This is a genomic window from Streptomyces tricolor, from assembly GCF_002155905.1.
Classification (GTDB): Bacteria; Actinomycetota; Actinomycetes; order Streptomycetales; family Streptomycetaceae; genus Streptomyces; species Streptomyces tricolor.
This window is the reverse complement of sequence record NZ_MUMF01000057.1, coordinates 1-17,430: the sequence shown is the minus strand read 5'-3', so window position 1 is coordinate 17,430 and position 17,430 is coordinate 1. Positions and strand designations below refer to the sequence as shown.

18 protein-coding genes are annotated in these 17,430 nt (G+C 72.4%); 11 read left to right on the top strand and 7 right to left on the bottom strand.

What is annotated here, in order from left to right:
* A partial coding sequence (locus tag CCN44_RS04790; RefSeq protein WP_086696939.1) for a pirin family protein occupies positions 1-592 on the bottom strand: 592 nt, incomplete at its 3' end.
* A 74-nt stretch (positions 593-666) separates the two neighbouring features.
* Between CCN44_RS04790 and fasR the strand changes: the two genes are divergently transcribed.
* From fasR to fabF, 5 genes are all read left to right on the top strand, one after another.
* On the top strand, positions 667-1,872 hold the full coding sequence (gene fasR, locus CCN44_RS04785; protein ID WP_059249220.1) for a fatty acid biosynthesis transcriptional regulator FasR: 1,206 nt from the start codon (positions 667-669) through the stop codon (positions 1,870-1,872).
* Positions 1,873-1,961: 89 nt separating this feature from the next.
* Entirely contained in the window at positions 1,962-2,885 is a 924-nt protein-coding gene (locus tag CCN44_RS04780; protein ID WP_059249222.1) for an ACP S-malonyltransferase, read from the top strand.
* Between the two features lie 17 nt (positions 2,886-2,902).
* A complete protein-coding gene (locus CCN44_RS04775; protein ID WP_059249224.1) occupies positions 2,903-3,934 on the top strand; it encodes a ketoacyl-ACP synthase III in 1,032 nt (343 codons plus the stop codon).
* Between the two features lie 81 nt (positions 3,935-4,015).
* Positions 4,016-4,264: an acyl carrier protein gene (locus CCN44_RS04770; RefSeq protein ID WP_055531551.1), complete on the top strand. Its 249-nt coding sequence runs from the start codon at positions 4,016-4,018 to the stop codon at positions 4,262-4,264.
* Positions 4,265-4,371: 107 nt separating this feature from the next.
* On the top strand, positions 4,372-5,634 hold the full coding sequence (gene fabF / locus CCN44_RS04765) for a beta-ketoacyl-ACP synthase II (protein ID WP_059249226.1): 1,263 nt from the start codon (positions 4,372-4,374) through the stop codon (positions 5,632-5,634).
* Between the two features lie 68 nt (positions 5,635-5,702).
* Here fabF and CCN44_RS04760 read toward each other — a convergent pair whose 3' ends face one another.
* Positions 5,703-6,197 carry a DUF3145 domain-containing protein gene (locus CCN44_RS04760; protein WP_059249229.1) on the bottom strand — a complete coding sequence of 165 codons (495 nt, stop codon included), beginning with the start codon at positions 6,195-6,197 and terminating at the stop codon, positions 5,703-5,705.
* A gap of 254 nt (positions 6,198-6,451) precedes the next feature.
* Here CCN44_RS04760 and CCN44_RS04755 point away from each other — a divergent pair, with 254 nt between their 5' ends.
* Together CCN44_RS04755 and CCN44_RS04750 are read left to right on the top strand one after the other, a co-directional pair.
* Positions 6,452-7,336: an SGNH/GDSL hydrolase family protein gene (locus CCN44_RS04755; protein ID WP_059249231.1), complete on the top strand. Its 885-nt coding sequence runs from the start codon at positions 6,452-6,454 to the stop codon at positions 7,334-7,336.
* A gap of 15 nt (positions 7,337-7,351) precedes the next feature.
* Complete coding sequence (locus CCN44_RS04750) at positions 7,352-8,323, top strand: aldose epimerase family protein (RefSeq protein WP_086696938.1); 972 nt, start codon at positions 7,352-7,354, stop codon at positions 8,321-8,323.
* Between the two features lie 155 nt (positions 8,324-8,478).
* On the opposite strand, the gene CCN44_RS04745 is transcribed toward CCN44_RS04750, so the two are convergent.
* Positions 8,479-10,920: a beta-glucosidase H gene (locus CCN44_RS04745; protein WP_086696937.1), complete on the bottom strand. Its 2,442-nt coding sequence runs from the start codon at positions 10,918-10,920 to the stop codon at positions 8,479-8,481.
* A 99-nt stretch (positions 10,921-11,019) separates the two neighbouring features.
* Here CCN44_RS04745 and CCN44_RS04740 point away from each other — a divergent pair, with 99 nt between their 5' ends.
* Positions 11,020-11,601 (top strand): TetR/AcrR family transcriptional regulator, encoded by a 582-nt coding sequence (locus tag CCN44_RS04740; protein WP_086696936.1) that lies wholly within the window; start codon positions 11,020-11,022, stop codon positions 11,599-11,601.
* 107 nt (positions 11,602-11,708) lie between these two features.
* Positions 11,709-12,950, top strand: coding sequence for a pyroglutamyl-peptidase I (locus CCN44_RS04735; RefSeq protein ID WP_086696935.1), 1,242 nt, complete (start codon positions 11,709-11,711; stop codon positions 12,948-12,950).
* Here the strand turns inward: CCN44_RS04735 and CCN44_RS04730 are convergent.
* The 3 genes from CCN44_RS04730 to CCN44_RS04720 are packed head-to-tail and all read right to left on the bottom strand — an operon-like array spanning position 12,922 to position 14,804.
* Entirely contained in the window at positions 12,922-13,536 is a 615-nt protein-coding gene (locus CCN44_RS04730) for a LysE family translocator (protein ID WP_059249239.1), read from the bottom strand. The two genes, CCN44_RS04735 and CCN44_RS04730, sit on opposite strands and share 29 nt — an antisense overlap.
* Complete coding sequence (locus CCN44_RS04725) at positions 13,533-14,327, bottom strand: EI24 domain-containing protein (RefSeq protein ID WP_059249241.1); 795 nt, start codon at positions 14,325-14,327, stop codon at positions 13,533-13,535. The genes CCN44_RS04730 and CCN44_RS04725 overlap by 4 nt, the downstream gene beginning before the upstream one ends.
* Before the next feature lie 39 nt (positions 14,328-14,366).
* The gene (locus tag CCN44_RS04720) at positions 14,367-14,804 is read right to left on the bottom strand and encodes a MarR family winged helix-turn-helix transcriptional regulator (RefSeq protein WP_059249243.1); all 438 of its coding nucleotides are present in this window, start codon (positions 14,802-14,804) and stop codon (positions 14,367-14,369) included.
* Positions 14,805-14,893: 89 nt separating this feature from the next.
* Here CCN44_RS04720 and CCN44_RS04715 point away from each other — a divergent pair, with 89 nt between their 5' ends.
* Positions 14,894-15,892, top strand: coding sequence for an NADP-dependent oxidoreductase (locus tag CCN44_RS04715; RefSeq protein ID WP_059249244.1), 999 nt, complete (start codon positions 14,894-14,896; stop codon positions 15,890-15,892).
* Positions 15,893-15,987: 95 nt separating this feature from the next.
* On the top strand, positions 15,988-16,407 hold the full coding sequence (locus CCN44_RS04710; RefSeq protein ID WP_059249246.1) for an organic hydroperoxide resistance protein: 420 nt from the start codon (positions 15,988-15,990) through the stop codon (positions 16,405-16,407).
* A 140-nt stretch (positions 16,408-16,547) separates the two neighbouring features.
* Here CCN44_RS04710 and CCN44_RS04705 read toward each other — a convergent pair.
* A partial coding sequence (locus CCN44_RS04705; RefSeq protein WP_086696933.1) for a serine hydrolase domain-containing protein occupies positions 16,548-17,430 on the bottom strand: 883 nt, incomplete at its 5' end.

The following is a 17,430-nucleotide window of genomic DNA, read 5'->3' as shown; positions in this document are numbered from 1 at the left end:
CCGCCCCTGTGATCCTCGCCGCATCCCCGGGGCCCAGCTCCTCCCCCGCCAGCCGCACCTCGCCCCGCACCACGTGGACGTACACGTACGCCGCGTCCGGGACCGCCGTGCGGCCACCGGGGTCCACGCGACGCACGTGGAGCACCGCGCCCGCCGCCGGCAGCGCGTACGGCGTCGCGTCGGCGAGGCCCGGGACGAGGTCGTAGGCCGGGTCGCCGCCGCTCTCCCGTGGCATCAGCCACATCTGCACGAAGGTCAGCGGCACGTCCCCGTCGTTGCGCTCCACGTGCCGCACCCCCGCCGCCGCGCTGAGGTGCTGCACGTCCCCGGGCCGCACCCGCGTCTCGTGGCCCGTGGAGTCGCGGTGGGTCAGCTCGCCCTCGACGACCCAGGTGACGATCTCGGTGTGGCTGTGCGGGTGTTCGCCGAACCCGGCGCCGGGGGCGAGCCGCTCCTCGTTGCAGGCGATCAGCGCGCCGAAGCGAAGATTGTCCGGGTCGTAGTGCGGGCCGAAGGAGAAGGCGTGGCGGGTGTCGATCCCGGCCTCCGGGTCCCCTCCGCGGTAGCGCTCAGCGGCGCGCCGTACGTCGATCACGCGCACCACCGTAGACCTGACCTGTGACCCGGCGACGCACGGGCCCGTCCGGATAAGGCAGTCTTGTCCCCGTGCCCGAACCCGAATCCCACCACGGCGATCCCGCAGCCCGCCACGTCCACCCGCATGCCGCGACCCTGAAGCGACTGGAGAAGTCCTCCGGGAGTCTCGCCGCGCAGGCGATCGCGCGCATGGACGAGACCCTGCCGTGGTACCGGGCCATGCCCCCGGAGAACCGTTCCTGGATCGGTCTCGTCGCCCAGGCGGGCATCGCGGCCTTCACCGAGTGGTTCCGGCGCCCGGACGCACCGCAGGCCATCTCCACGGACGTCTTCGGGACCGCGCCGCGTGAGCTGACCCGGGCCATCACCCTGCGGCAGACCGTGGAGATGGTGCGGACCACCATCGAGGTGATGGAGAGCGCCATCGACGAGGTGGCCGCGCCCGGCGACGAGAGCGTGCTGCGCGAGGCGCTGCTGGTGTACGCCCGGGAGATCGCCTTCGCCACCGCCCAGGTCTACGCCCAGGCCGCCGAGGCACGCGGTGCCTGGGACGCGCGCCTGGAGTCGCTGGTCGTGAACGCCGTCCTGAGCGGGGAGGCGGACGAGGGGGCGGTCAGCCGGGCCGCCGCGCTGGGGTGGAACTCGCCCGAGCACGTGTGCGTCGTGCTGGGGACCGCGCCCGACGGCGACAGCGAGCTGACCGTCGAGGCGATCCGGCGGGCGTCCCGGCACGCCAAGGTGCAGGTGCTCACCGGGGTGCTCGGGGACCGGCTCGTCGTCATCGCGGGCGGCAGCGACAACCCGCTCGCCGTCGCCAAGTCGCTGATCGGACCGTTCGCCGCCGGGCCGGTGGTCGCCGGGCCGGTCGTCCCCGATCTGCTGGCCGCCACCCGGTCCGCGCAGGCCGCTGCCGCCGGGCTGAAGGCCTGCTCCGCCTGGCAGGACGCGCCGCGGCCGGTACTCGCGGACGATCTCCTGCCGGAGCGTGCCATCGCGGGTGATCCCAGCGCCCGCGAGCAGCTGGTGGAGGAGATCTACAGACCGCTTGAGGAGGCCGGCTCCGCGCTGCTGGAAACCCTGAGTGTCTACCTGGAGCAGGCGAGCAGCCTGGAAGGCGCGGCGAGGATGCTCTTCGTTCACCCGAACACCGTGCGCTACCGGCTCCGACGTGTGACTGACGTCACCGGATGGTCGCCTTCGGATGTACGATCCGCGTTCACACTACGGATCGCGCTCATCCTGGGGCGTCTGGCCGACGCAGATTCCCAGGCATAGGGTTTTGTCGGAGGCCCACAAAAGCCCTTCGTGTTCTTCGTCCCTGTCCTCACGGGCGGCCGTGCCCGTCCCCAAGAGAGAGTGTGAGAGTGCTCGTACTCGTCGCTCCCGGCCAGGGCGCTCAGACGCCCGGCTTCCTGACCCCCTGGCTCGAACTGCCCGGTGCCGCTGACCGCGTCGCCGCCTGGTCCGACGCCATCGGACTGGACCTCGTGCACTACGGCACCCAGGCCGACGCCGACGCCATCCGTGACACGGCGGTGGCCCAGCCGCTGCTCGTGGCCGCCGGCATCCTGTCCGCCACGGCACTCGGTGACATGTCCGAGATCGCCCCGGGCGCCGTCGCGGGCCACAGCGTCGGCGAGATCACCGCCGCCGCCTTCGCCGGTGTGCTGGACGACACGGCCGCCCTCGGCCTCGTCCGCAAGCGGGGTCTGGCGATGGCCGACGCCGCCGCGGTCACCGAGACCGGCATGGCGGCACTGCTCGGCGGGGCCCCCGAGGTGACCCTCCCGCACCTGGAGAAGCTGGGTCTGACCCCGGCGAACATCAACGGCGCGGGCCAGATCGTCGCCGCCGGCACGCTGGAGCAGCTGGCCGCGCTCAACGACGACAAGCCCGAGGGCGTCCGCAAGGTCGTCGCGCTGAAGGTGGCCGGCGCCTTCCACACCCGGCACATGGCGCCCGCGGTGGACACCCTGGCCAAGGCCGCGGCGGAGCTGTCGCCGGCCGACCCGAAGGTGCCGTACGTCTCCAACAAGGACGGCCGGGTCGTCGCGTCCGGTGCCGAGGTGCTGGAGCGGCTGGTCGGCCAGGTCGCCAACCCCGTGCGCTGGGACCTGTGCATGGAGACCTTCAAGGAGCTGGGCGTCACCGCGATCCTCGAGGTGTGCCCGGGCGGCACCCTGACCGGCCTGGCCAAGCGGGCTCTGCCCGGTGTCGCGTTGCACGCCCTGAAGACCCCCGCCGACCTCGACGCCGCGCGCCAGCTCATCGCCGAGCACACGGCCTGACAAGGAGTCCGAGCAGCATGTCGAAGATCAAGCCCAGCAAGGGCGCCCCGTATGCGCGCATCCTCGGCGTCGGCGGCTACCGGCCGACCCGGGTGGTGCCGAACGAGGTGATCCTCGAGAAGATCGACTCGTCCGACGAGTGGATCCGCTCGCGCTCCGGCATCGAGACCCGGCACTGGGCCGGTCCCGAGGAGACCGTCGCCGCGATGGCGATCGAGGCCTCCGGGAAGGCCATCGCGGACGCCGGCATCGACGCCGAGCAGATCGGCGCGGTGGTCGTGTCGACCGTGTCGCACTTCAGCCAGACCCCGGCCGTCGCCACCGAGATCGCCGACAAGCTCGGCACCGACAAGGCCGCCGCCTTCGACATCTCGGCGGGCTGCGCGGGCTTCGGCTACGGCCTGACGCTCGCCAAGGGCATGGTGGTGGAAGGTTCCGCCGAGTACGTGCTCGTCATCGGCGTGGAGCGGCTGAGCGACCTGACCGACCTGGAGGACCGGGCGACCGCGTTCCTGTTCGGTGACGGCGCCGGCGCGGTCGTGGTGGGCCCCTCCACGGAGCCGGCGATCGGCCCGACCGTGTGGGGCTCCGAGGGCGACAAGTCCGAGACGATCAAGCAGACCGTCCCGTGGGACCGGTTCCGGATCGGCGACGTGTCCGAACTGCCCGTCGACAGCGAGGGCAACATCAAGTTCCCTGCGATCACGCAGGAGGGCCAGGCGGTGTTCCGCTGGGCCGTGTTCGAGATGGCGAAGGTCGCCCAGCAGGCGCTGGACGCGGCCGGGATCACCCCGGACGACCTGGACGTCTTCATCCCGCACCAGGCCAATGTGCGGATCATCGACTCGATGGTGAAGACACTGAAGCTGCCGGAGCACGTCACGGTCGCCCGTGACATCCGCACCACCGGCAACACCTCGGCCGCCTCGATCCCGCTCGCGATGGAGCGGCTCCTGGCGACCGGGGAGGCGAAGAGCGGCGACACCGCGCTCGTCATCGGATTCGGGGCGGGTCTCGTCTACGCCGCCACGGTCGTTACCCTCCCCTAGGCACTCCGTGCCGGATCATGCGATCCGAAGCGGGGACAACTGCCACAAACCGTCTGGATTATCGAAGAAGGAGCGCCTGACATGGCCGCCACTCAGGAAGAGATCGTCGCCGGTCTCGCCGAAATCGTGAACGAGATCGCCGGCATCCCGGTTGAGGACGTCCAGCTGGACAAGTCCTTCACCGACGACCTGGACGTCGACTCGCTGTCCATGGTCGAGGTCGTCGTCGCCGCCGAGGAGCGCTTCGACGTGAAGATCCCGGACGACGACGTCAAGAACCTGAAGACCGTGGGTGACGCCACCAAGTACATCCTCGAGCACCAGGCCTGAGTCACCCCTTAGGCCCGAGGCTGTGAAGCCCCGCCACCCGGCGGTGGCGCCGTAATCCCCGCAGAGGCGGGGGTAGTCCTCCCGTATCCGTTGGAGAAAGAATTCCCGTGAGCCCGACCAATCGCACCGTGGTCGTCACCGGTATCGGCGCAACCACACCGCTGGGTGGCGACGCAGCCTCGACCTGGGAGGCCCTCGTCGCCGGCACGTCCGGTGTCAGCCTGCTGAAGCAGGAGTGGGCGGCGGAGATGCCGGTCCGGATCGCCGCGCAGATCGCCGTCGAGCCGGGCGAGATCATCCCCCGCCCGCAGGCCCGCAAGCTGGACCGGTCCGCGCAGTTCGCGCTGATCGCCGCTCAGGAGGCCTGGAAGGACGCCGGCTTCACCGCCAAGGCCGGTGAGGACGCGTCCGTGAACCCCGATCGCCTCGGGGCGGTCATCGCCTCCGGCATCGGCGGCGTGACGACCCTCCTGGACCAGTACGACGTCCTCAAGGAGAAGGGCGTCCGCCGCGTCTCCCCGCACACCGTGCCGATGCTGATGCCCAACTCCCCGGCGGCCAACGTCGGTATCGAGCTGGGTGCCCGCGCCGGCGTGCACACCCCGGTCTCGGCCTGCGCCTCGGGCGCGGAGGCCATCGGGTACGCGATCGAGATGATCCGCACCGGGCGTGCGGACGTGGTCGTGGCCGGTGGTACCGAGGCCGCCATCCACCCGCTGCCCATCGCCGCCTTCGGCAACATGATGGCGATGTCCAAGAACAACGACGATCCGCAGGGCGCCTCGCGTCCCTACGACGCCGGCCGGGACGGCTTCGTGCTCGGCGAGGGCGCCGGTGTGATCGTCCTGGAGTCCGAGGAGCACGCGAAGGCCCGCGGCGCCCGGATCTACGCCGAGGCGGTCGGGCAGGGCATCTCCGCCGACGCCCACCACATCACGCAGCCGGAGCCGTCCGGCAACGGCATCGCGCACGCGCTGCACAACCTGCTGGACAACACCGACCTGAAGCCGGCCGAGATCGTGCACGTCAACGCGCACGCCACCTCGACGCCGCAGGGCGACGTCGCCGAGATCAAGGCGCTGCGGAAGGTGTTCGGCGACGACGTCGACCACATGGCGATCTCCGCGACCAAGTCGATGACCGGTCACCTGCTCGGTGGCGCCGGCGGTGTGGAGACCGTCGCGTCGATCCTGGCGCTGGTGCACCGCACGGCTCCGCCGACCATCAACGTGGAGAACCTGGACCCCGAGGTCAACGCGGACATCGTGCGCGGTGAGGCGCGGGCGCTGCCCGAGGGTCGTATCGCCGCGCTGAACGACTCGTTCGGGTTCGGCGGGCACAACGTGGTCCTGGCGTTCAGGACCCTCTGAGTTCCGTAACGTGTGCCGGCCCGGTCTCCTGTGGTGGAGGCCGGGCCGTCGCCGTTGGTGGGGGTGCGTCACACCACCTGGTGCAGCCAGCGGACCGGGGCGCCCTCGCCCGCGTAGCGGAACGGTTCCAGTTCGTCGTCCCAGGGCTTGCCCAGGAGCTTGGCGATCTCGGCCGCGAGGTCGGTCTCTCCGCGCTGAGCACGCGTCAGCGCGGCGCGCAGGCGGTCCTCGGGGATCAGGATGTCGCCGTGGATGCCGGTGACGGCGTGGAAGATGCCGAGGTCGGGGGTGCAGCTGTAGCGCTCGCCCTCGGCGGTGGGGCAGGGCTCGGCGGTGACCTCGAAGCGCAGCAGATGCCAACCGCGCAGCGCGGAGGCGAGCTTGGAGGCGGTGCCGGCCTCGCCCTGCCAGGAGAACTCCGAGCGCCAGGTGCCGGGGGCCGCGGGCTGCCGGATCCAGTCGAGGTTGACGCGCGTGCCGAGCACCCCGGCGACGGCCCACTCGACGTGCGGGCACAGCGCGCGCGGCGCGGAGTGCACGTACAGAACTCCACGTGTCGTCACCGGAACCTCCGGGCAGAGCGGGACATCTTGCGGACTGGCTGGCGGCAGTGGCGCGACGGCCGCGTTGATGGCGAGGCTACCCTGCGGCGGGGCAAGGAGTGTGACGTACCGTCGGTCCCGGTGCCAGGAAACCGCCGCCATTCACCCAGGGGGACGCTTGTACGGGGGTGCGCCGTTCCCAGGGGCCGGACCGGGAACCCTCGCACGTTCTTATGGGAGGAAGCGCCGACCGTCGAACGAGGGGAACACCAGGGATGCGGAAGCGAAGCCACCGTGTGCGGTCCGTTCTCGCCGTCGTGGCGGCCGTGGTGCTGGGGGCCGCCGGCTGTGCCGGCGGGGACGGGCGTGCGCCGGCGCCCGAGGGCACCAAGGCCCGCGCGGCCCGGCCGCCCGTGTGGGACCGCAGCCCGGACTCCATCGCCGCGGTGGGCGACTCCATCACCCGCGGCTTCGACGCGTGCACGGTGCTGTCGGACTGCCCCGAGGTGTCGTGGGCGACGGGCAGCGACGCCAGGGTGGACAGCCTGGCGGTGCGGCTGCTCGGGGTGACGGGGGCGGCGGAGCACAGCTGGAACTACGCGGTGACCGGCGCCCGGATGGCCGACCTGCCGGAGCAGATGGAGCGGGCGGCCTCGCGCAGCCCGGAGCTGGTGACGGTGATGGTGGGGGCGAACGACGCCTGCCGGGCCTCGGCTTCGGCGATGACCTCGGTGGCCGACTTCCGCGCGGACTTCGAGGAGGCGATGGGCACGCTGCGCTCGGCGCTGCCGAAGACGCAGGTGTACGTGTCGAGCGTGCCGAACCTGAAGCGGCTGTGGTCCGAGGGCCGGACGAACGTGCTGGGCAAGCAGGTGTGGAAGCTGGGCATCTGCCCCTCGATGCTGGGTGACGCGGACGATCTGACCAGCGCGGCGATGCTGCGCCGGGACACCGTGCAGCAGCGGGTGGTGGCGTACAACAAGGTGCTGAAGGAGGTCTGCGCCAAGGACCGCCGCTGCCGCTTCGACGGCAACGCGGTGTACGACTACCGCTTCGGCACCGACCAGCTCAGCCACTGGGACTGGTTCCACCCGAGCAAGGACGGCCAGGCGCGGCTGGCGGAGATCGCGTACCGGAGGATCACGGCGAGGAATCCGTGACCTAGGGTTTCCCACATGAGTGAACTTTTCGGCACACTTTCCGACGGCACTCCGGTGCACCGGTGGACGGTGGAGCGGGGCGGGACACGGGTGCGGGTGCTGTCGTACGGCGGGATCGTGCAGTCCGTGGAGGTTCCGGACGGCGCCGGGCGGACGGCGGACGTGGTGCTGGGGTTCCCGGACCTCGACGGCTATCTCGCGCATCCGGAGCCGTATCTGGGTGCCGTGATCGGCCGGTACGCGAACCGGATCGCGGGCGGCCGGTTCGCCCTGGACGGCCGGACGTACCCGCTGGCGCGGAACAACGGCCCGAACGCGCTGCACGGCGGCGAGCGCGGTTTCGACAAGCGGGTGTGGGAGGTGACGCCGGTGGCGCACGGGCTGCGCCTGAGCCGGGTGAGCCCGCACGGCGAGGAGGGGTTCCCGGGCCGGCTGGCGGTGACGGTGACGTACACGTTGACGGAGTCGGGTGCGCTGCGGATCGGCTACGAGGCGGTCACCGACGCGCCGACGGTCGTGAACCTGACGAACCACACGTACTGGAACCTGAGCGGCTCCGGCCGGGCCGGCGGGCACCGGCTGCGGCTGGCCGCGTCCCGGTACACCCCGGTGGACGCGGATCTGATCCCGACCGGGGAGCCGGCCGATGTGACGGGCTCCCGCTTCGACTTCCGTACGGCCCGGACGGTCGGCTCCGGCTACGACCACAACTTCGCGCTGGACAAGGGCGTGACCGGCGCGGCCGAGGAGGTGGCCGAGCTGCACGACCCCGCCTCGGGGCGGACCCTGAGGGTGGCGACGACCGAGCCGGGCCTCCAGCTGTACACCGCCGACCACCTGTCCGGGCCGTTCTCCCCCGGCGCCGGCATCGCCCTGGAGACGCAGCACTTCCCGGACTCCCCGAACCGGCCGGACTTCCCGAGCACGGTGCTGCGGCCCGGCGAGGTGTTCCGGTCCGAGACGGTGTACGCGGTCGCGACGCCCTGACCACGCGCCGCCGGAACACGGCGGAGTCCTCCGCGCCGGCGAGAACGGGAGTCCCACCGGCCCCAGCCACCGGCCCCGGCCTGTTGAACGCATGAGCCCCGGCCCAGGGGTCAGGTCCCGGGCCGGGGCTGCTCATGCGGGAGACTTGTCCCGGATCAGACGTTAATCGCCGCGGTGAGCCGACGGTCGGCGATCGAGCGTCCGGCGGAGATCTCGTACGAACCCTTCACACATGACCACGTCTTCGCCGTGTCGTCCCAGACCTCGAAGGCGCGGCGCGGCAGCTCGACGGTGACCTCGGCGCTCTCCCCCGGCCCGGCCTCGACGGACGCGAAGCCGGCCAGCCAGCGCGCCGGGCGCTCGGGGCCGGGTCCGGTGGGACCGACGTACACCTGGACGACCTCGCGGCCCGCCCGCTCCCCGGTGTTGCGGACGCGGACGCGCACGGTGGTGCCGTCGGCCTCCAGGGACTCATAGGCCCAGTCGGTGTAGCCGAGGCCGTGGCCGAAGGGGTACGACGGGGTGCGGCCGGCCCGTTCCCACGCGCGGTAGCCGATGAACACGCCCTCGCTGTAGCGCAGCTCGCCGTCGACCGGGACGACCTGGGTGACCGGGGCGTCGGCGAGGGAGCCCCAGGTGGTGGGGAGCCGGCCGCCGGGCTCGTGCGCGCCGGTGAGGACGTCGGCGAGGGCGGCGCCGCCCTCCTGGCCGGGGAACCAGGTCAGCAGGACGGCGGCGACCTCGTTGCGCCAGGGCAGTTCGACCGGGGAGCCGGAGTTGACGACCACGACGGTGTTCGGGTTGGCGGCGGCGACCGCGCGGACCAGGTCGTCCTGGCGGCCGGGCAGCCTCAGGTCCCGGCGGTCGAATCCCTCGGACTCCACGCGGTCGGTGGTGGCGACCATGACGACGGCCGTGTCGGCGCCGCGGGAGGCCTCGACGGCCTCGGCGATCAGCTCGTCCGGGTCGCGCTGCGGGCCGGAGTGGGCGAGCGCGAAGCCGACCACCTTCATCGGGAGGTCCTCGGGGATCCGGACGACGTGGGTGAGGGAGACCTCGACCGGTTCGCCGGCGGTGAGTTCGACCCGCGCGCGGGGGACGGGGGCGCCGAAGAAGGTGTCGAAGGGGTCCTCCTGGCCGGCGCGCTGGTCGTCGTCGTAGTACGTGGTGCCGTCGACGGTGAGGGTGAAGGGACCCGTGCCCTTGATGCCGAAGGTGTGCGGGCCGGATGCGCGCGGGGTGAAGGTGCCCGTCAGCTCGACGGTGTGCAGAGTGGCGTAGGTGACGCCCTCGGGGAGGTCGGAGCCCATCCACTGGATCAGGCCGCCCGGGGCGGAGCGGGTGCCGATGATCTCACCGGCGGCGTTCCGGCAGACGGCCCGCAGGCGGAATCCCTGGTCGGCGACGGCGAGTTCGGTGGCCGGGTCGGCGCCGACGGCGTACGCGAGGGTGCCGGCGGGGAGGGCGGCGGTGAGGCCGTCGAGCGGGGAGACGATCCGGGGCGGGAAGACGGTGGCGGAGCCGCCGCCGAGCACCCGGGCGTCGCGGGCGGCGGCGCCGATCAGGGCCACGGTGGCGCCGGGCCGCAGCGGGAGCGCGCCGCGTTCGTTGCGGACGAGGACGAAGGAGCGGCGGGCGATCTCGCGGGCCAGGGCCTCGCCGTCGACCGGCGCCGGAGGTGCGGCGACCACCGGTTCGGCGCCGGCCAGGATGCCGACGCGGGCGGCGAGGCGGAGCACCCGGCGGACGGCCGCGTCGACCGTGGCCTCGCTCACCTTGCCGTCCCGCACGGCCTGGGCGAGGGCGGGGCCGTACACGGTCCGGGGGCCGGGCATGGCGACGTCGAGCCCGCCGTCGGCGGCGGCCACCGTGTCCCGGGCGGCCGTCCAGTCGGAGACGTTGAAGCCGTCGAAGCCCCACTCGCCGCGCAGCACCTCGCCCACGAGGTGGTGATGCTCGGTCATCGTCGTGCCGTTGACCGTGTTGTAGGCGGTCATGACGCCCCACGGGCGGGCGTTGCGGACGATGGCCTCGAAGGGGGCCAGGTACAGCTCGCGCAGGGCGCGTTCGGGGACCAGGTTGTTCACCGTGAGGCGGTCGGTCTCGGCGTCGTTGGCGACGAAGTGCTTGACGGTGGTGCCGACTCCGCCGGACTGGACGCCCAGGACGTAGCCGGTGCCGATGGCGCCGGTCAGGTACGGGTCCTCGCTGTAGCACTCGAAGTGGCGTCCGCCGAGCGGGGAGCGGTGCAGGTTGACGGTGGGCGCGAGCAGGACGTGGACGCCCTTGCGGCGGGCCTCCTGGGCGAGCAGCACACCGGCGCGGCGGGCGAGTCCGGGGTCCCAGGTGGCGGCGAGCGCGGTCGGCGAGGGCAGGGCCACGGAGGGGTCGTCGGCGGTCCAGCGCACGCCCCGGACGCCGATCGGGCCGTCGGACATGACGAGGGACTTCAGACCGATCTCGGGCAGCGCGGGCAGGGTCCACATGTCCTGTCCGGCGAGCAGTCGCGCCTTGGCGTCGAGGCCGAGTGCGCCGAGGGCGGCCTCCACGACCGCCTCGCGGGCCTCGTCGGCCGGGGTGGGCTGGGCTCCCGCCATCGTTCCTCCTCGTCGAGTCCGTGCAGGTGCCTCCATCGTGCCCGCGCCACCTGTAGTGCGGTAGGTTTCGTCACCTTGCCGTTATATCGACGGGCAGGGATGTCGTACGGTGACGTCATGAGCGCGAGGGTCAGGAGCGAGGAGCGGCGCGCGGAGATCGTGCGGGCCGCCCTCGAGGTGATCGCCGAGCGCGGTTACCGGGGCGCCAGCCTGGCCGCCGTGGCCGAGCGGGTCGGTCTCACCCAGCAGGGTCTGCTGCACCACTTCCCCACCAAGGACGCCCTGCTGGTGGCCGTGCTCCAGGAGCGGGACCGGTGGGACGCGGTGCCGGACTCGCCGTGGCGGACGGATCTGCTGGCCTCGCTGGTCGAGTACAACGCGATGCGTCCGGCGATCATCCAGACCTTCGCGGCGCTGCTCGGCGAGAGCGTGACGGAGGGTCATCCGGCGCGGGCGTACTTCACCGAGCGGTACGCCCGGGTCCGCGCGTCCATGGCGGCGGTCCTGCGCACCGAGTACGGCGACCGGCTGCCCAACGGCCTCACCCCCGAACGCACCGCGCCCCTGCTCGTCGCCGTGATGGACGGCCTGCAGTACCAGTGGCTCCTGGACCCGGAGTCGGTGGACATGCCGGGGGCGTTCCGGGACTTTCTGCGGCTGCTGGGGGAACCGGCGGAGTGAGGGAGCGCCCCGGAGGGGCGCGGGGAACTGCGCGACCGGCCTCCGCGCGCCCGCGGGCGACTACGGTGGTCCGCAGTCACGGCGCCGACCGGAAGGACCCAAGTCCCTTGACCCGCATACGCCTTCGCCTCGCCGTCCTCGGCCTGAGCCTGCTCGCCGGCCTGACCGTCCCCACCACGACGGCCACCGCGACGCCCTCCGCCACCACCGAGGAGCAGCGCCTCGACAAGGCCGTACCGCAGGAGATCCTGCGCCGCTCCGGATTCGACGACGTGGCGCCGGAGTTCAGCCGGGCGCTGGAGCGGGCGCGCTCGTACGCGCAGGCCCGCCGCGTCGTCCTGCGGGAGGGGACCGCGCTGTGGCGGCGGGCCGTGGACCGGGCGCAGGGACGGGGGCCCGCCGGCGGGGACCTCAGCCGGGACGACGACCGGCCGCTGTACTGGGCGCGGCTGGGGATGACCCGGGAAGTGCGCACCTGGCAGCCGCGGTTCGGCCTGACCGGCCGGCAACGGGACGCGCTGCTGGACGCGGTGGAGCGGACCTCGCGCGGGCAGGCCGACATCCGCTACCCGGCCGGGGGCCGTCCGCGGCGGGTGCTGCTCACCGGCTTCGACCCCTTCACGCTCGACCGGGACATCCGCATCTCCAACCCGTCCGGGGCGACGGCGCTCGCGCTCGACGGCACGGTGGTCGAGACGGCGGCGGGCCCGGCGCGCATCGAGACCGCCGTGTTCCCGGTGCGCTGGCAGGACTTCGCCGAGGGCACGGTGGAGCGGACCCTGCGGCCGCACCTGCCGAAGGCGGACCTGTTCACGACCGTGAGCCAGGGCCGCGTCGGCCGGTTCGACATCGAGCGCACCAACGGCGCCTGGCGCGGCGGCTTCCCGGACAACGACAACGTCAGCCGCACGGAGCCGGTGCCGGTCGCGGATCCGGCGACGCAGCCGCAGTGGACGACCACGACCCTGCCGTACGCCGCCCTCACGGCCGTGCCCACGGGGCGTTTCCCGGTCTACGACAACACGCAGGTCACCGAGATCCCGGCGGGAGGCGGCGCGCCCGTCGTACGGCCGGACGGGCCGACCCCCGGCTCCACGGCCCGGGCCGGGGGCGGCGGCGACTACCTGTCCAACGAGATCGCCTACCGGGCCACCCTGCTGCGGGACCGGCTCGGTCTGCACGGCACGCTGCCGGGCGGGCATGTGCACACCCCGGTGCTGCAGTTCGGCGCCGGGAACACCACCGAGGTGACCGATCCCGAGTTCGTGCGCAACCGGCTGGACATCGTCGCGCAGGTGCGGGCGATCGTCGCCGTGGCCGTCAGTGCGACGGAGCGAAGGCCAGGCTGACGCCGAGACCGGCCAGGACGGTTCCGATGACCTTGTTGAGGACCTTCTGGGCGCGGAGCATCAGGGTGCGCAGGCGCTCCTGCGAGAAGAAGAGCGCGACCGCGCCGAACCACACCAGGTGGGCCAGCGCCATGAACAGGCCGTAGCCCACCTGCTGGGGGACCGGGGTGCCGGGGCCGACGACCTGGGCGAACGTGGAGACGACGAACAGGGTCGTCTTGGGGTTGAGGACGTTGGTGAGGAAGCCGGTGCGCAGCGCGGCGAGCGGCGTCAGCCCGGCCCGGCGCTCCAGGTCCACCGTGACCTCGCCGCGGGCGCGGAAGGTGCGGACGCCGACGAGGACGAGGTAGGCGGCGCCGATCAGCTTGACGACCGTGAACAGGACGGTGGAGGAGGCGATCAGCAGGCCCACGCCGAGCATGGTGTAGGTGACGTGGACCAGCACGCCGGCGGCGACTCCGGCGGCGGCGAGCAGGCCGGTGCGGCGGCCGTGGAGGTAGCTGTTGCGGACGACCATCGCGAAGTCGGCGCCGGGAGCGATGACGGCCAGGACGGTGATGACGGCGACGGCGAGCAGCTCGGTCACGGTGTGGCGTTCTCCTCCGCGGGCGCGTCGGTGCCGTCGTCGGCGCTCTCCTCGCCCAGCAGGTCCCGGGCCAGGAGCGTGGCGCCCGCGACGGCGCCCGGCATCAGGAACACCGCGACGAACGGCACCAGGAAGGCCAGGCCCAGGGGCGTGCCGAAGCCCCAGGCCAGGGTCTTGCGGGAGCGGAGCAGGCTGAGCCGGGCGCGCAGGTCGACGCCCCGGCGCTGCAGGGCCACGGCGGCGAGTTCCTCGGTGAGGAAGAAGCCGGTGACGAAGAAGCCGATCACGGGGACGACGGTCTGCCCGACGAAGGGCAGGAACCCGAGCGCGAAGAGCAGCACGCCCCACAGGCCGGCCCGGACCAGGACGCGCAGGCTGTCCCGGCCCGAGATCCACAGCTCGCGCCAGAGCGGGAGGTCCGAGCGGGGAGCGGTGCCGTCGGGCGAGACGTCGGCGTCGACCGTCTCCGAGAGGTTCTCGTAGAAGGGCTGGCCGACCAGCAGGGTGACGGCGGTGAACGTCAGCACGGCCAGGAGCAGGCCGAGGGCGAAGAGGACGGCGGTCAGGAAGCCGCGGAACAGGCCCTGCCAGGGGCTGGACCAGTCGTCCGCGAAGGGAGTGGCCCAGGTGACGGCGTCCTCGCCCCACACGGCGAGGGCGACCAGCGCGGCGGCGTACAGCACCAGTGTGATCAGGCCGGGCAGCAGCCCGAACCCGTACTGCCGCCCGTGCCGGGCCACCCATCGCTGGCCCTTCAGCAGATAACCGAAACCCACCCCAAGATCGCGCATGGCGAGGACTTTACTGGCTCGGTAGGCAGGCCCGGGAGGTCAGGCGTCCAGCATGCGGCGGAGCAGGTCGCGCAGGGCGCCGCGTTCGTCGTCGCTGAGGGCGGCGAGCGGCTCGCGCGCGAAGTGCAGGTTCTCGCGCAGGTCCCGGGCCATCCGGCGGCCCTCCTCGGTGGCGGCGGCGACCTTCACCCGGCGGTCGGCCGGGTCGGGGCGGCGCTCCACCAGGCCGCGGGACTCCAGGCGGTCCACGATCCCGGTCACGTTCGACGGCTCGCACTTGAGCTTCTGCGCCAGCTTGCGCATGGGCAGCGGCTCCAGCGAGAGCAGGCTGAGGAGCCGGGCCTGCGGGCCGGTCAGCGTGTGCTCGCCCGCCGCCTTCTCGTAGTCCGCGTAGAAGCGGGCCACGACATCACCGATCAGCTCCACGACTTCCAGGGTGAGGGCGTCGGGGCGATGGTTCTTCGATGGGGTGGACATGCCCTCCAGGATACCCGGTTACTTGACATCCTGAAATATTCAGGCGCATGGTTGTTTCAGGTACTGAAGTAGCTTGGAAAGGCCTCACCATGATCAACCGCGAGTGGCACCTGCTCAGCCGTCCCGTCGGCTGGCCCAAGCCCGAGGACTTCGCCCTGGTCGAGACGCCGGTCCCGACGCCGGGCGAGGGCCAGGTGCTGGTGCGGAACAAGTACCTCTCCGTCGACCCGTACATGCGTGGCCGGATGAGCGAGGCGAAGTCGTACGTCGCCCCCTTCGAGCTGGGCAAGGTCATGCAGGGCGGCGCGGTCGGCGAGGTGATCGAGTCCCGCGCCGAGGGCATCTCCGCCGGCGACCACGTCCTGCACTTCTTCGGCTGGCGCGAGTACGCGGCCGTGGACGCCCGGCACGCCGTCAAGGTCGACCCCGAGGCCGCGCCCCTGTCGACGTACCTGGGCGTGCTCGGCATGACCGGCCTGACCGCCTACGCCGGCCTGCTGCGCACCGCCTCCTTCAAGGAGGGCGACACCGTGTTCGTGTCGGGCGCGGCCGGGGCCGTGGGCAGCCAGGTGGGCCAGATCGCCAAGCTCAAGGGCGCCTCCCGGGTCATCGGCTCGGCCGGGTCCGACGAGAAGGTCAAGCTGCTGGTGGACGAGTACGGCTTCGACGCCGCGTTCAACTACAAGAACGGCCCGGTCGCCGAGCAGCTGCGCGCGGCGGCGCCCGACGGCATCGACGTCTACTTCGACAACGTCGGCGGGGACCACCTGGAGGCCGCGATCGGCTCGCTGAACGAGGGCGGCCGGATCGCGATCTGCGGCATGATCTCGGTCTACAACAACACCCAGCCCGCCCCCGGCCCGAAGAACCTGGCCCGGCTCATCCAGACCCGCGGCCGGATCGAGGGCTTCCTGGTCGGCGACCACTACGACCTCCAGCCCCAGTTCGTCCAGGAGGTCGGCCCGTGGGTCGCCTCGGGCGCGCTGAAGTACCGGGAGACCGTGGTCGAGGGCATCGAGAACAACCTGGAGGCGTTCCTCGGGGTACTGCGGGGCGACAACGTCGGCAAGATGGTCGTCAAGCTCTAGCCTTCCCGTGTTTTTCGGCATGCGGTAACTTCTTTCCGAAATCCGTCGGCGATCGTGGGCGCGAGTCGCGGCGGACCGAGGAGGAGGACAACCGCATGCCCATCACGCAGTCCGACGTCCTGTACACCGCCGTCGCCACCGCCGAGAACGGTCGCGACGGGCGCGTCGCCACGGATGACGGCCGACTCGACGTCGTCGTCAATCCGCCCAAGGAGATGGGCGGCAGCGGGTCCGGGACCAATCCGGAGCAGCTGTTCGCCGCCGGGTACAGCGCGTGCTTCCAGGGGGCGCTGGGCGTGGTCGCCCGGCAGGAGGGTGCCGACGTCTCCGGCTCGACCGTCACCGCGAAGGTCGGGATCGGCAAGAACGACGACGGGTTCGGGATCATCGTGGAGATCTCGGCGAGCATCCCGAACGTCGACGAGGCCACCGCCCGGGAGCTTGTCGAGAAGGCGCACCAGGTGTGCCCCTACTCGAAGGCGACTCGCGGGAACATCACCGTGACGCTGGTCTGACCTTCGTCGTTGCGTACATCGGCAGCCGCATCCTTGGACGTGGGGTGCGGCTGTTCTTTCGGCCGGGGGCGCCTGCCGGGTGCCTGTGCATCGCCGGGTGCGGGTCGTACGTGGTTTCTCGCGCAGTTCCCCGCGCCTCTTCAGGGCGCTGACAGTGCCGCCTGCTGAATGGTCGCCGCCAGCCGGTCGTTCTCCGGTGCCGCCCCTCCCGGGAACGCGAACCGGCGCCTCGTGTAGGCGTAGGCGATGCCCGCGCGCGGGTCCGCGAAGGACTGGACGCCGTTGGCGCCGCTGTGGCCGATCGTGGTGGCGCCCAGGAAGGGGTGCCAGGTGTCGGCGGTCGCCTGGAAGCCGAGACCGAAGGACTTGTGGGCGCGGGCCACCAGGTCGTAGCCCACGGAGTGGATCTGGCCGAACTCCGCGAGGGTGTCCTCCTTCAGGAGCGGGGTGCGGCCGTCCACCCCGCTGATCGTCGCCGCGTACATGGCCGCGAGGCCGCGTGCCGAGCCGATGCCGCCCACCGAGGCGGGGCCCTGGGCGCGGATCAGCCGCTCGTTCGGCAGGCTCTCCAGGTCGGTGGGGTCCGTGCCGTGCCGGTTGAAGGCGATCGAGGTGAGGGTGTGCGGGCCGGTCGGCGCGGCGTCGAGCCGGGCCTGCTGCTCGGGGGTCGGCAGCATCGGCCGGACCGGGCGGAAGCGGGGTTCGTGCGCGGCCGGCAGGCCCAGGTACAGGTCGAGGCCGTGCGGGGCGCGGATCCGCTCCTCGTACACCTCCTGGAGCGTACGGCCCGTCGCGCGGCGGACGACCTCGCCGGTCAGCGCGCCGATCACCAGCGCGTGGTAGCCGAAGGCCGTGCCCGGCCGCCAGAACGGCCGCTGGTCGGCGAGGCGTTCGGCGATCATCCGGTCGTCGGCCAGCTCGGCGAGGGAGAACCCGGTGTCGGTGCCGACCAGCCCGGCGCGGTGCGCGAGCAGGTCCCGCAGGGTCAGCGCGCCCTTGCCCTCGGCGGCGAACTCCGGCCAG

Excerpts from the sequence above, each read along its gene's own strand:
- CCN44_RS04775 (WP_059249224.1), top strand. The coding sequence starts at position 2,903 with ATGTCGAAGATCAAGCCCAGCAAGGGCGCCCCGTATGCGCGCATCCTC.
- CCN44_RS04770 (WP_055531551.1), top strand. The coding sequence starts at position 4,016 with ATGGCCGCCACTCAGGAAGAGATCGTCGCCGGTCTCGCCGAAATCGTG.
- CCN44_RS04755 (WP_059249231.1), top strand. The coding sequence starts at position 6,452 with ATGCGGAAGCGAAGCCACCGTGTGCGGTCCGTTCTCGCCGTCGTGGCG.
- CCN44_RS04750 (WP_086696938.1), top strand. The coding sequence starts at position 7,352 with ATGAGTGAACTTTTCGGCACACTTTCCGACGGCACTCCGGTGCACCGG.
- CCN44_RS04745 (WP_086696937.1), bottom strand. The coding sequence starts at position 10,920 with ATGGCGGGAGCCCAGCCCACCCCGGCCGACGAGGCCCGCGAGGCGGTC.
- CCN44_RS04740 (WP_086696936.1), top strand. The coding sequence starts at position 11,020 with ATGTCGTACGGTGACGTCATGAGCGCGAGGGTCAGGAGCGAGGAGCGG.
- CCN44_RS04725 (WP_059249241.1), bottom strand. The coding sequence starts at position 14,327 with ATGCGCGATCTTGGGGTGGGTTTCGGTTATCTGCTGAAGGGCCAGCGA.
- CCN44_RS04720 (WP_059249243.1), bottom strand. The coding sequence starts at position 14,804 with ATGTCCACCCCATCGAAGAACCATCGCCCCGACGCCCTCACCCTGGAA.
- CCN44_RS04715 (WP_059249244.1), top strand. The coding sequence starts at position 14,894 with ATGATCAACCGCGAGTGGCACCTGCTCAGCCGTCCCGTCGGCTGGCCC.
- CCN44_RS04710 (WP_059249246.1), top strand. The coding sequence starts at position 15,988 with ATGCCCATCACGCAGTCCGACGTCCTGTACACCGCCGTCGCCACCGCC.